Here is a 14403-nt window from a genome sequence, read left to right on the forward strand (position 1 = left end):
CCGGCCGCTTATGAGGTGGGTAAGCGGTTGCGGGAGGCGCTGCCGGTATAGTCTTTTTTAAGGCTTCCTAATTTGTAAGGGAAAGGTAAAATGCCCCTGCATCGAATAAAGCCCTGTTCATCTTTAGGTACAACAGCCATAGCCCTCTTGTTTTCCCGCTTTGCAGCCCTCCTTCCTGTTTATGCGTTTTCGTATATTGCTACAAAAAACGAATGAACACATCCCGTTTCCTGTCCATATTGATATTATCTTTTTTGCTCTTTTCCATCCTGCCGGGCAGTGCGTATACCAGTAAATCCACTCCGGCGAGCTATGCGGCGCTTAAAAGTTTATTCCAGGAATGGCGTGCTTTTGAAACGCCTCCTTTACGCGAAGGGGCACCTGATTATACCGCTCAGACATTCAAAGCCCGCCGGCCTGCTTTTGAGCAGTTGCAGGAAGCGCTTTTGGCTATGGATACCAGTGGATGGACGGTTCCACAGCGGGTGGACTGGGCGCTGGTTTGGGCAGAAATGAACGGCTATGATTTCAATGATCGCATCCTGCGCCCCTGGGCAAGGGACCCTGCATTTTATAAATCACTCTGGACCTACAGGTCTGATGTGCCTGCCCACGAAGGGCCAACGCATCATCACACGACTGAGATATGGACATACGCGTTTCCGCTGAGCACTTCAGAAAGAGCCAGGCTTATTAAGGACCTCAAAGTCATCCCTCCTCTCAATAAACAAGCTCAGCTCAACCTGACGGGTAATGCCCGTGATCTCTGGATAGCCGGAATACGGGATATCCGCACCCAAAGCAGCGACCTGAAAGCGATCATTCAACAACCGGGCGTGGAAGGTGACGAGGAGCTGATGGAAATCATAGAAGCTGCCATCGCCTCCACAGATGAGCTCGTCCGTTGGCTGGAGGCTGAAGCCGGCAATAAGACTGGCCCTTCAGGAATCGGAAAAGACAACTATACCTGGTACCTGCAAAATGTTCATCTTGTACCTATGACCTGGGAGGACGAGGTAATGCTCATGAAGCGGGAACTTGCCCGGGCCTGGTCCGCACTAAAGCTGGAGGAGCATCGCAATCGTGACCTTCCGGAACTGACAGCGGCCAACAGCCCCGAAGCTTACGCCGAGCTGGCAGAGCGGTCTGCGAAAAGTTTACTCCACTTTTTAGAACAGGATCAGATGGTAACGGTCAAAGCATATTTTGAACCTGCACTCCGCGAACACCTGGGGGCGTACATCCCGGAGGAAGACCGGCACTTCTTCTGGATTACGGCGCACTATGATCCACGTCCCCTTTATTCCCACTTTTACCACTGGTTTGAACTCGCCCGTATGGATAATGAGCCTCATCCCAATGAGATTCGACGTGATGCTCTACTGTATAACATCTTTGATTCACGAAGTGAAGGTGTGGCTACGGCTGTGGAGGAAATGTTCCTGCAGGCCGGACTGTACGATGATGACCCAAGAGTAAGGGAGATCGTGTACATCCTGATTGCCCAGCGTGCTGCCCGGGGCCTGGGTTCCCTCTATGCACACGCCAATGAAATGACAATGGAGGAAGCAGGGAAGATTCATTCTGAGTACACCCCAAGAGGCTGGATGAAGACGGAAAAAGAGTTGTTGATCTTTGAGCAGCACCTGTACCTGCGCCAACCAGGTTATGGGACCAGTTACATTACGGGAAAATACCTGGTCGAAGCAGCAATGGCAGACTTTGCCCTCCTGAAGGAGTCCAAAGCTAGTCGGTTTTCTCCAATGGAATTCTTCGACCTGCTAAACGCTATGGGCAACATACCTATCGCGCTTGGGCATTGGGAGCTGACAGGAGAACCAGCAGTTTATCACAACACGAAGGAGGCAGGCTCGAAATCAGATTAAAAATTCGAGTTATACTGACGATTAAGTGGTTTGCCACAGCAAACCTACTCAATGCTTGCCCGTGTCTCGCCGCCTTTGGGCTTTGACCACCTTAAAGGCAGGAGGGTCAGCATTTACGCTGGGAAGTGGTTTGCTTCGATGTCGCAAACCACTTCGTATTGCGTATAAATAAGTTTATTATGAGCCTTCAGGTTAGCCAATTGGAATGCTACCTGAAAGTCATCCCCCTCTTCGTACGCCTGTAGCAGCCCTTATTGTTTGGGTTTTATAGTCCAAACTACTAAGTTCTTGGACTATAGCAAAGTATTACTTCTGCAAATACTGCCCTGCGGTCATAACCGGAATAGCGGAAGTTTTAAAATCCCTCAAATTTCTTGTAATAATGATATCTGATTCGTTTTCCAACGCTGTATAGTATTGTAATCCATCCTCAAAATCGCTGAAGGCATCATCATTTAAGGACAATTCTAAAATCTTATCATCGAGTGCAAGTACTTCAACCAATACCTTGAACCTTGTTAAAATTGCTCTGGCTTCTTCTTTTGACTTCAGCTTTGATAAAATGTAATTTGCATTGGCAAAACTTAAAGAAGATACACACAATTTTATTTCTTTTCGATCGGCTAAAGAAAAGAGCTTAGCGGCATCTTGATAAAACGGTGCTCTTTGCCCTAACAGATCAAGTACAATATTCGTGTCAATGAATAGCTTCTTCATCTATACTTCTCCATTAAGTAATCTGCGTATTCACTGCGATGGTCAAACCCATCCGGTATCTCAACCACTCCACTTAAAGACTTTACCAATGGCGTGATTTCGATATCCTTTGGTTTATTGTCAATTAATGCGCTTAAGTAGGCCTCTATAAGCCTTGACAGGCTAACTTGATGTTGTTTGGCGTAAACCTTAGCTTTTTCAATCACCCTTTCATCGAGACTAAGCGTCAGTTTTTTGTCCATTGATTTAATTGTTTTACGTGTAAAAATAAGTCATCTACACGTAAAAATCAAGCCTAAGCACTTTCTCCCTATAGATAAACTACGTAGTGGGACAAACCAAACCCACTCCTTTCGTCGAATCCTCACCCCGCTTAGTCCAACCAACTGCGCCCAAATAATATATGCTCCCTATCATTGCACTCAGAACAAAACCCGTGCAATGGAACTAACCATAGAACACCTGAGCAAAACCTACCCCAACGGCACTCAAGCCCTGAAAGGCGTAAGTTTTTCCATCCCTAAAGGCATGTTTGGGCTCCTGGGCCCAAATGGTGCCGGCAAATCGACTCTAATGCGCATCATCGCCACCCTGCAGGATGCAGATGAGGGCAGTGTGCGCCTGGGCGATTTAGATATTCTCAAAGACAAACAGGCGACCCGCCAAATCCTGGGCTACCTGCCACAGGAATTCGGGGTCTACCCCAAAGTATCGGCTACAGCCATGCTCGACCACATCGCCATGCTAAAAGGCGTACAAAACAAAAGCGAGCGCAAGGAACTGGTCGAAGCCCTCCTCCACCGGGTCAATTTGTACGAACACCGCAAAAAGGCCGTGAGCAGCTACTCCGGCGGTATGCGGCAGCGCTTTGGCATTGCGCAGTGCCTCATTGGCAGCCCCCAGCTGATCATTGTGGATGAGCCTACCGCCGGACTGGACCCCGGAGAGCGCAACCGGTTCTACAACCTGCTCTCGGAGATCGGTGAGAACGTCATCGTCATCCTCTCCACCCACATCGTGCAGGACGTCAAGGAACTGTGTACCAATATGGCGATCATCAACGAGGGCCACCTCCTCTTCACCGGTGCGCCCGATGCTGCCCTTTCGGAAATGAGCGGCAAGGTCTGGGAAAAGTCAGTCTCTAAAGCCGACTTGGACCGCTACAAGGCGGAACATCAGGTCATCTCCTCCAAGCTCGTGGCCGGGCAGCCCCTCATCCACGTGTACAGCGAGGCAGCCCCGGGCGATGGCTTCGAGGCGGCTGACCCCAGCCTGGAAGACGTCTTTTTTGGAAAAATCTTTGGTGTCAACTAAAACCCCAACCCTATGCTTACCAATATGCTACAATTTGAGCTTCGCTACTGGCTGAAGCGGCCAATGGTTTGGGTGTTTTTGCTGCTGAATACCCTGCTCGTCTTCTTCGCGGTCACGAGCGACAACGTCACCATCGGGCAGTCCTACGGCAGCGTGCATAAGAATGCGCCCTTTGTGCTGCAAGGCATGTACGGCAATATGTCGATCATCATGCTGCTCATGTCTACCGCCTTTATGCAGGGCGCGGCACTGCGGGACTTCAACAACAATACGCATCAGATCATCTTTTCCACGCCTTTGCGCAAGTTCCCCTACCTGATGGGGCGCTATCTTGGCGCTTGTATCATTGCACTAATTCCCTTGTTGGGCGTGACCCTGGCTGGCATCCTGGGTAGCTTTGCCCCCTGGGTAGCCCCCGAACAGCTCGGCCCCCTAAACCTGAGCGGCGACCTCTGGGGCATGCTGCTTTTCGGCATCCCCAACACCTTGCTCATCGGAGCGATTATCTTTGGTATTGCCACGCTGACCCGGAGCACGATCGGCTCTTTCATTGGAGCGTTGGGTGTGCTGGTGGGGTATGGCGTCGCCGTCTCTCAAACTTCCGATCTTGACAGCGAACACATTGCCATGCTTGTAGACCCCTTCGGCCTGAGCACTTTTCAAATCATAACAAAATACTGGACCGTAGCCGAAAAGAACACCATGGCCCTGGGCGCTCACCCCATGATGCTGCTCAACCGGGCGATATGGCTGGGTGCGGGCGCACTAATATGGTTCCTGACTTACACCCGTTTCTCTTTCACGCTGCGCAATAAGAAAAAGAAAAAGCAGGCGGATACTGCGGAGGAAGTAGCCTCTACCACATCGGTAGCGCTTCCAAAAGTGGCCTTGCAGCAGGGCTTTGGGGTATACTTCCGTCAAATGCTGAGCCAGGCCCGCCTCGACTTTATGGGTGTGATCAAAGGAGCGCCTTTTCTGGTGATCCTGCTGTTCGGTATTCTGAATATGGCGCCTGGCATCGCCTCAGTCAATGGTAGTTACGGACTAGACCTATATCCCGTTACCTACCGCATCATCGGCAATATCCGGGGCTCTATGTATTTGTCGGTTATTGCCATCCTGGTTTTTTACTCCGGCGCACTGATCTGGAAGGAGCGGGATGCTAAGGCGGATGAAATCTACGGCAGCCTGCCTTACCCGAACTGGGTGCCGGTGATTTCCAAAATACTGGCCATGACGGGCATTATTGCCGCCCTGCAGCTGATTTCTATCCTTACCGGAGTAGTCGCACAGACCATCAAGGGCTATACCAACTTCGAATTGGGGGTCTACTTCAAAGAGCTGATGGTGCTGGACCTGCTGGGCTTCTTCTTTGTAGCCGTGCTGTCCATGCTTTTGCATACCCTGATCAACAATAAGTACCTGGCGTACTTTGCCGTGGTGGCTTTCCTGATTGTGAATACCTTCATCTGGCTGCCGCTGGACGTTTTCAGCAATATGCTTAGCTTCGGTTCCTCACCGGACTATATCTACTCTGATATGAATGGTTTTGGCCCCTTTATTGCCGGCTTGACCTGGTTCAACCTGTACTGGTTCCTGTTTAGCCTGTTGCTGGTTGGCGGAACAGTTTTCTTCTGGGTGCGCGGCAAGGATACGGTTTGGAAAAATCGCCGGCAGGCTGCTGCTGCGGGTTTCCGTCAAAGCCGGTGGCCGATGATTGGCTTACTCGGGCTTTGGGTCCTCACTGCGGGCTTTGTTTTCTACAATACCCAAATGCTGAACGATTATGACACGCCAAAGGCATCACGGAAACTCAGCGCCGACTACGAAAAGACCTTTTCCTACCTGGAAAAGCAGCCGCAGCCGCACATCGTGGACGCGAAGTACGAGATCAACCTCTACCCCGAAGCGCGCGATCTGGACGTGAAAGCCCAACTGCGCCTTACCAACAACTCCGGACAGCCGATTGACACGATGGTCGTGAACCTCATTGATGACTTTGAAACCGAAATCACCATTGAAGGAGCCCGGTTCGTGCGGGAAGAAGCCGACTTCCAAATGCAGTTTTATGCCTTTGAGCCAGCCCTGCAACCCGGCGACACCATCCGCATGCAGTACACCGGCAAAATCGACCACCGGGGCTTTGAGAATGAAGTCAGCAACGTTTCCATAGTCCCTAATGGCTCGTTTTTCAATAATATGTCCATCACCCCCAGCTTTGGCTATCAAAAGAGCCGGGAAATTTCGGAAAAGCGGTACCGCAAAAAGTACGATCTGCCGGAGCAGGAAGCCATGCCGCCTCTGCAGCGCGAGTGCACCGATGCTTACGTCTGCCGCCATCACTACCTGGGGCTTCACGCCGACTGGGTAACCGCGGAAACGACCATTAGCACAACCAAAGGGCAGACGGCAGTCGCACCGGGCTCTCTGGTGCGCAAGTGGGAAGAAGGCGACCGGGCTTACTTCCAATACAAGCTTGACCACCCGTCTATGAATTTTTATTCCTTCATTTCTGCCGACTATGAAGTGGAACGGGAAAAGTGGCAGGACGTGGATGTGGAAGTCTACTATCAGGAAGGGCACGAGTACAATGTGGAAAATATGGCCAGCAGTATCCGCAACTCTCTGGCGTACTATTCCAAAAACTTCTCGCCCTACCGCCACAAGCAGGCCCGGATCATTGAGTTCCCGCGCTATGCCAGTTTTGCACAGGCTTTCCCGGGCACTATGCCTTACTCTGAAGGCATTGGCTTCATCGCGGAAATCGAAGAAGACCAAAAAGATGTGGACATGGTCTACTACGTGGTGGCGCACGAGATGGCGCACCAATGGTGGGCGCATCAGGTCATCGGTTCGGGCATGCAGGGCGCTACCTTGCTTTCTGAAACCCTCGCGCAGTACTCCGCCCTGATGGTGATGGAGGAAACCTACGGGCAGGAGCGCATCCACAAATTCCTAAAGTACGAAGTGGACAGTTACCTGCGGGGGCGTGGCCGGGAAACGGAACGGGAAAAGCCCCTCCTCGAAGTCTACGCCAATCAGGGCTACATCCACTACCGGAAAGGCAGTGCGGTGATGTACTACCTCAAGGAGATGATTGGGGAAGACCGGGTAAATGCGGCTCTGCGCAGCGTTATCGACTCCTTTGCCTATCAACAGCCCCCTTATCCGAATGCGCACCACTTGGTAGATGCTTTCAGGGCGCAAACTCCAGACTCCCTGCAATACCTGATCACCGATATGTTTGAGACCATCACCTTGTTTGACAACCGGGTGCAGGAACCTGCCTACCGGGAACTGGATAATGGGAAGTATGAGGTTAACTTCACGGCCTACGCCACCAAGTTCCGGGCAGATTCCCTGGGCACAGAAACGGAAATCCCGATCCGCGACTACATAGACGTGGCCGTGTTTGCGGAACCCGAAGAGGACGAAGAGCGTGGCAGGGTGCTGCATCAGGAGCGCCTGCTGATACAGGACAAGGAAACACCGGTTAAAATTGTCGTGGACGAACTACCCTACGAGGTGGGCTTCGACCCCAACTATTACCTCATTGACCGGATGCCGGATGATAATGTACAGCGGGTGAAATTGGAATAAACAGCCCGTTATGAATAAACAAGGAGCAGAGGGGTAGCCCAGGTGGGCATACCCCTCTTGCTGTTTCATAGCTGACCAAAAATACGTTCAATTGTATTTTCTTTTTTTGTACTTTTGTAATGGCTGATACCCTTACTCCATTCATTCTCCCTATCCATAACCCTGATGAGCCCCTGCTTGTAGCTCAATGAACTGCGTTGCGGTAATCATCCCGCATCCCCTGTTAAGAAATAGCAAATACTTCAATGAGAACACTTTTACTGCCTTCTTTTCTAGTGATGGCACTCGCACTTTATGGACAGATCCCCTGCAATGGAGAATTTCTGCTTTCGGGCACTGCTGTACAGCAGGGCGACTGCATTCAGCTGACAGCAAGTACCACCGCCCAACAAGGCTGTGCATGGCTCAATACGCCCGTAGATTTCAGCCAACCATTTACCCACAATATGTCTGCCAATTTCGGAGTCGTGGACGGCAGCGGGGCAGATGGCATTTGCCTGATTTACCAAACAGGTGGGCCGACCATTTGCGGAATTTCGGGTGGAGGCATGGGCGCACAGGGCATCGCCAACTCATTTATCGTAGAGTTCGACACCTGGGACAATGGTGCACTTCAATCAGATATTGCGCCCGACCACTCTGCCATTTCCATCAATGGTGATCTCAACAATCAGCAGAACGGGCCGGTAGCCTTGCCCAACATAGAAGACGGGCAAAATCATACTATTACCTTTTCGTGGAACCCGGTCGGCAATCAGTATACAGTAGTCTTCGACGGGAATACCATCATGTCAGGCTCTTTTGACATCATCAATCAGTGTTTTGGCGGCAACACCCTGGCTTACTGGGGTTATACGGCCTCTACCGGAGCGGCTTTCAACACTCAGTCGGTTTGCCCAATCCTCCCTCCCCCTATTCCCACTGATGCAGGAGCGGATGTCATCGTGCCCTGCGCCTCTGCACAAATCACACTGAATGGCACCGGCACCGCTGTAGGCCCCTACACCTACTCCTGGTCTTCGCCAAACGGCGGCACCATTATTTCCGGGGGCAATACACTTACCCCAACGGTGATGGGCGCGGGCACTTACATCCTCACCCTCACCGACCCCAACGGCGGCTGCCAGGAAACAGACGAGGTCGTGGTCAATATCGACCCTTTGGAGGTAAATATCAATGCACCGGCTTTCGCTCCCTGCGCCGGGGGTGAAGTTTTGCTGGATGGGAGTGCCTCCTCTTCCGGCGGATTCATCACCTATCAGTGGTCTACGCCGAACGGGCTTTTGCTTTCTGCTCCCAATCAGCCCACCGTACTGGCAGGCTCACCGGGCACCTACACCCTGACCATCACCTACAATGACGGGCAGGTTGTTTGTACCGAACAGGAAAGTGTAACCCTGCAACCCAATACGAATATCCCGGTTGCCATGGCCACAGGCGGCGACATTACCTGCAACAACCCTGTAGTCGCGCTCAATGGCCTGGGCCCATACATCGGCCCTCAGTTTTCCTACCAGTGGATCACCAGCGATGGTCTCATCGTAAGCGGTGCCCAAACCCTGACCCCGGTCGTAAGCCAACCCGGACTGTACACACTAACAGTTGTCAACAACAACACCAACTGCATGTCCCAGGTCACCGTAGAAGTGGGTGACGAAACCGACCCGCCTGTTGCCGCCGCCAGTGCACTGGGGGAGCTGGGTTGCAATACCAGCCAGGTCACCCTGACAGGCGCTGGCTCAGATACCGGACAGCAAATCGAGTACAGCTGGCAAACCAATGACGGAAATATCGTCTCCGGGGCTAATACCCTGACGCCCACAGTGGATGCCCCCGGGAACTATGTGCTTCTCGTTACGAATGAGGAGACAGGTTGCTTTAGCATAGCTGATGTTACCGTTGCAGCCAGTGCGCCCGGCCCTGCGGTTGATATCGTTGCCCCGGACACCCTAAACTGCGCCATCGAATCCGTCATCCTGGACGGCAGTGGTTCAGAACAATCCATTAACTTCACTTACAACTGGACGACAACAGGTGGGCTCCTCCTGGCCGGAGCGGATACGCTTGTGGCTGCCGCCGGGGCGCCGGGCACGTATTATTTTTCAGTTTCAGATACGCTTACCGATTGCACCACCACCGACTCTGTAGTGGTCATTCAGCAACTGAGCATGCCGTTAGCCGATGCTGGCCCTGATCAAAGCCTGGATTGCGGTACCACCTCCGTTAGCCTGGATGGATCGGGCACCGGCCTCCCGGCGGGTTATGTCCCTATATGGTCCACTCCAAACGGCAGCCTGCTGAACGGTGGGCAAACCCTGACACCAACGGCCGGAGGTCCCGGCCTATACATACTGACAGTGCTTGATACCATCACCCAATGTTCAGGTACAGATACCGTCCTGATTGTCAATGATGGGAATGTACCCTCCGTAAGCATCGCCATGCCAGATACCCTTGACTGTGCAACCTCAAGCATTGACCTTATTGGGAACGGGGCTACAGCAGGAGGCAATGGCTTTACTGTCGCCTGGAGCAGCGCCGGGGGCCACCCGATTACTAATGCCAGCCAGCTGACCGCTGCAGTTACCGAGCCCGGCACCTATACCCTGGAAATCCTGGATACCCTCAACGATTGTTCGGCTCTTGCCTCCGTCCTTGTTTTACAGGACACACTCCTCCCCATCGCTTCAATTGAGGACACCGATACGCTTACCTGCACAAACACTATGCTGGCGCTGGACGGTACGGGAAGCAGCTCAGGCCAGATTTTTGACCTGCAATGGAACACCAGCGACGGCCATATCATTACCGGTTCAGAAACCTATACTCCTGTCGTAAATGAGCCGGGCACCTACGTACTTGAAGTGCTAAATTTACAGAACCAGTGCTCCTCCACCGCCAGCATTACCGTGGCGCAGGATACCACCGCGCCTGTGGCCAATATCATTCCGCCCTCAACGATCACCTGTGCTTTGCCTGCCGTGATGCTTTCTGCCCAGGGCACCAGCACAGGCCCAAATATGGCATACAACTGGTCCACCACGGATGGAGTGATCCTAAGTGGCACACAATCCTTAAGCCCGGAGGTCAATGCAAGCGGCACCTACACCTTACAGGTTGCTAACAGCCTAAATGGTTGCAGCAGCACCGCCACGGTCTTTGTGCCGGCCGATACCCTGCCTCCTGTCGCTGCTGCAGGCCCGGATGACACCCTCAACTGTTATCAGCCTGCTCTGCAACTGGGCAGCAGCAACACCTCAGCCGGCAGCCGCTTCACCTATGACTGGTCCGGCAGCAGCCCGATTGCCGGGGACCCCACCACGCCTATGCCGTTAGTAGAAACAGGTGGCACCTTCCAGCTCGTTGTTACAGATACTGTGAATGGCTGCCAGGCTTCCGACAGCGTGACGCTTACCGAAGACTTCGAGGCTCCTGTGGCCACACTTGCTATGCCGGACACCCTCAACTGCGTAGACAGCCTCGTCACCTTAAATGGTAGTGGCTCCAGCACTAATGGCAACTTCAGGTACGAGTGGACGGCCCTCAACAGCGGGGTCATGTTTGTTTCTGACAACCCCACCGCAGAAGTTACGGCAGCAGGCCCCTACGTGCTGGAAGTCGGGAACCTGGACAACGGCTGTACGGCAACTGATACCGTCGAGGTGTTCCAGGATACCAACCTGCCCGTTGCGGCGATTGAGCTGGCCGATACCCTGACCTGCGCTCAGTCACAGGTTACCCTGAATGCTGCTCTGAGCAATTCCAATAACAACCTTAGCCTGCAATGGTCCACAATGAACGGGAATATCCTGTCCGGACAAAACGGATTACAGCCTGTCGTCAATGCACCTGGCGTGTACGACCTTGTGGTTACCGACCTCAACAACGACTGTACCGTAAATGCCAGCGTTGCAGTAGCCATAGACACCGTATCACCGGCTTTAGCGCTAAGTCCGACCGGGGTACTCAACTGCCGGGATACCGTACTGACCCTAAATGGCAGCACTCCGGCTCCTGCTGCTCAGTGGACCTGGAGTAGCACAGACGGCAACCTCCTTAGTGGCACGGACACCCCCACGCCGGCGATTGATGCGCCCGGTACCTATCAGGCCACAGTGGTTAATCCGGCCAATGGCTGTACCAACGCTATCTTCCGTACCGTACTGCAAGACATCGCCTTGCCCAACATCACCATTGCGCCAACTGCCGTGCTCACCTGTACCCGAACCACTGTCCTGCTTAACGGCTCCGCCTCTGACCAGGCTCCCGGATGGGACATCACCTGGCAGGCACCCGATGGCAATAGCATCAATGACACCTTGCTCGCTGAAGTGGACATGCCAGGGACCTACACGCTCGAAATTCTAAACACGGACAACTTCTGCCGGAACATGGCCGCCATATCGGTTGTCCAGGACACCCTGCAGCCCACAGTGGCCCTGCTACCTGCGGACACCCTGGATTGCGCCACCCCAACCATTGCCCTCAGCAGTAATGTCAGCACCACCGCCGCCCCAGCCTACCAGTGGACTTCTGTCGATGGGCAAATCCTTTCCGGTGCCAACAGCCTGAACGCCACGGCAGGAACTCCGGGCTGGTACTACTTCACCGCAACCAATGAGAATAACGGCTGTCAGACCGTCGACAGCCTGCTCGTATTGCAAGACACGATTGCCCCTGCCCTCGCCTCCCTTGCACCTGCGCCACTGACCTGCACAGCCCCTCAAACCTGGCTGAATGCAGCAACCGGCAGCAACCCTACCTGGACTTACAGCTGGACTGCTGCCAACGGGGGGCTCCTCAACAGCCCGGCAGACAGCAATGCCGTTGAAGTGACGGCCGCCGGTACCTACCAGGTGTTGGTCACCAACCCGGAAAATGCCTGCACGGCCACCCAGAGCTATACCGTAACGATGGATACCCTATCGCCCGTGGCCAGTATAGCCCAGCCGGATACCCTAAACTGCGCAGTCAGTAGTGTCCCCCTTACCGGCAATGGATCAGATTCAGGGAACGGCTTTAGCTTGAGCTGGAGCACGAATGATGGCCAATTGAGCGGACAAACGGATCAGCCTGACGCTACGGCAAATGCGCCCGGCACCTATACCCTTTTCATTGAGAACCTGACCAATGGCTGCACTGCCAACGAAAGCGTTGTCGTCCCTCAGGACACCCTTGCACCCATTGTTCAGATTGCCGCCGCCGACACCCTTAACTGCAACATCAGCAGCATCCTTCTTGATGCTACCGGAAGCAGCACTGGCAATACCTTTGCCTACGCCTGGACCACCGGAACCGGACTGTTGCTAAGCGGCGCAGATGGGCCTATGCCGGAAGCCGGTGCCGCCGGGCAGTACACATTGGAAGTCACAGACCTGCAGAACTTTTGCAGCACCACCAGCAGCGTGACCGTACCCATAGATACCCTTTCGCCAAACGTTTCCCTGGCACCGCCTGCCGTACTGAACTGTGATCAGAACAGCGTTCCGCTCAGCGGGGATGTCAGCAACGCCGGCACCGGGTATGACCTGGTTTGGAATGGGCCTGCAGGCGGGTTTTTATCCGGGCAGGATGGGCTCGAACCGGTGGTGGCTCAACCTGGTACTTACAGCCTGACCATTACCAACCCGAATAACGGCTGCTCCTCAGCTGCCAGCGTAGCAGTCACACAGGATATAACGCCTCCAACAGCCGCCGCAGGCACCGACTTTATCATCCCCTGCTTCCCGGAGCTCCGCCAACTGGATGGCAGCAATTCCTCTACCGGGCCCACATTCAGCTATAGCTGGAGCAGTACCGATGGGGCAATTCTGGATGATAGCACTACGCTCAATCCTGCCATCGATGCACCGGGCACCTACACCTTGCTGGTTACGAATACAGAAAACGGGTGCACGGCCACCGATGCCGTAGAAGTCAGTCAGGATATACCGGAAGCGACCTCTACTACCATTCAACCATTGTGTTTTGGAGATTCCGGCCAAATCAGCTTTGAAAATATATCCGGTGGAGCGCCGCCCTATGTGTACTCTATCAATGGCGGAGACACTTATGAAAATACACCAAGCTTCCAGGTACAGGCGCCCGGCACCTACACCCTCATCGTTCAGGATGTCAACGGGTGCGAAGCGGTACTTACCACGTCAATCGTACAGCCGGATTCGCTGGTGGTATTGATGGCTCCGGAAACTGCAGAAATCAATTACGGCGAAAGCCAGACGATCCAACTTCAGTCCAACTACCCGCTGGGTGAGCTGACGAACATCACCTGGTCCCCTAATCCCGGGCTAGACTGTTACGACTGCCTAAGCCCGGTAGCAAGCCCGAGGCTTTCCACCGTGTATCAGGTAACCGCCACCAACGCTAATGGCTGCCGGGATCAGGCAAGTATCCGTATTATCGTCAAAAAAGACATCCCGGTTTACATCCCGACGGCCTTTTCCCCAAATGGCGATGGCAACAACGACTGGTTTACCGTTTACGCCGGTCAGGGCACCATCACCAATATCCGCTACATGCAGATTTTTAACCGGTGGGGCGAGCAGGTCTTCCAAAACCAGAACTTCCAGCCCAATGTACCAGCAGAAGGCTGGGACGGGCTCTTCCGCAATCAATACCTAAATCCAGGCGTGTTTGCCTATGTGGTAGAGGTGGAATACTTTGATGGCACCACTGATTTGCTAAAAGGGGACGTCACCCTGGCCCGGTAAGGGAAAACAGGTCTCCTGGCAGGCATTTTGGCAGAATACGTGCGGTTGTTGGCTGCCCGGTGCTACATTTGATTTTAATTTTTCAACTCATAAACCTCAGCTTCATGAAGCAATTTTTTACCCTTTTTTGCCCTTTGCCTCAGCTTTCAGCTGGCTTTTGCCCAGGTGTCCATCAC

Annotated in this window: 6 protein-coding genes; 4 read left to right on the forward strand and 2 right to left on the reverse strand. The window is 53.4% G+C overall.

The window, feature by feature from the left end:
* The first annotated feature begins 212 nt into the window (after positions 1-212).
* The gene (locus ACO08I_RS11760) at positions 213-1886 is read left to right on the forward strand and encodes a hypothetical protein (protein WP_421949403.1); all 1674 of its coding nucleotides are present in this window, start codon (positions 213-215) and stop codon (positions 1884-1886) included.
* 306 nt (positions 1887-2192) lie between these two features.
* On the opposite strand, the gene ACO08I_RS11765 is transcribed toward ACO08I_RS11760, so the two are convergent.
* Both ACO08I_RS11765 and ACO08I_RS11770 read right to left on the reverse strand, forming a co-directional pair.
* On the reverse strand, positions 2193-2603 hold the full coding sequence (locus ACO08I_RS11765) for a type II toxin-antitoxin system VapC family toxin (RefSeq protein ID WP_421949404.1): 411 nt from the start codon (positions 2601-2603) through the stop codon (positions 2193-2195).
* Positions 2600-2845 (reverse strand): DUF6364 family protein, encoded by a 246-nt coding sequence (locus ACO08I_RS11770; protein ID WP_282775586.1) that lies wholly within the window; start codon positions 2843-2845, stop codon positions 2600-2602. Before ACO08I_RS11770 ends, ACO08I_RS11765 begins: the two co-directional genes overlap by 4 nt.
* Before the next feature lie 199 nt (positions 2846-3044).
* On the opposite strand from ACO08I_RS11770, the gene ACO08I_RS11775 reads away from it, so the two are divergent.
* The 3 genes from ACO08I_RS11775 to ACO08I_RS11785 all read left to right on the forward strand — a co-directional run bounded on the left by ACO08I_RS11775 (position 3045) and on the right by ACO08I_RS11785 (position 14227).
* Positions 3045-3917, forward strand: a complete 873-nt coding sequence (locus ACO08I_RS11775) for an ABC transporter ATP-binding protein (RefSeq protein ID WP_421949405.1) — start codon at positions 3045-3047, stop codon at positions 3915-3917.
* 12 nt (positions 3918-3929) lie between these two features.
* A complete protein-coding gene (locus ACO08I_RS11780; RefSeq protein ID WP_421949406.1) occupies positions 3930-7517 on the forward strand; it encodes a M1 family aminopeptidase in 3588 nt (1195 codons plus the stop codon).
* 245 nt (positions 7518-7762) lie between these two features.
* A complete protein-coding gene (locus ACO08I_RS11785) occupies positions 7763-14227 on the forward strand; it encodes a lectin-like domain-containing protein (protein WP_421949407.1) in 6465 nt (2154 codons plus the stop codon).
* Positions 14228-14403 lie beyond the last annotated feature (176 nt).

It is taken from the genome of Phaeodactylibacter xiamenensis, assembly GCF_965229835.1.
Lineage (GTDB): Bacteria > Bacteroidota > Bacteroidia > Chitinophagales > Saprospiraceae > Phaeodactylibacter > Phaeodactylibacter xiamenensis.

What these genes read in the sequence shown, in the direction of transcription:
- ACO08I_RS11770 (WP_282775586.1), bottom strand. Translation starts at nt 2,845, where the DNA reads ATGGACAAAAAACTGACGCTTAGTCTCGATGAAAGGGTGATTGAAAAA.
- ACO08I_RS11760 (WP_421949403.1), top strand. Translation starts at nt 213, where the DNA reads ATGAACACATCCCGTTTCCTGTCCATATTGATATTATCTTTTTTGCTC.
- ACO08I_RS11785 (WP_421949407.1), top strand. Translation starts at nt 7,763, where the DNA reads ATGAGAACACTTTTACTGCCTTCTTTTCTAGTGATGGCACTCGCACTT.
- ACO08I_RS11775 (WP_421949405.1), top strand. Translation starts at nt 3,045, where the DNA reads ATGGAACTAACCATAGAACACCTGAGCAAAACCTACCCCAACGGCACT.
- ACO08I_RS11765 (WP_421949404.1), bottom strand. Translation starts at nt 2,603, where the DNA reads ATGAAGAAGCTATTCATTGACACGAATATTGTACTTGATCTGTTAGGG.
- ACO08I_RS11780 (WP_421949406.1), top strand. Translation starts at nt 3,930, where the DNA reads ATGCTTACCAATATGCTACAATTTGAGCTTCGCTACTGGCTGAAGCGG.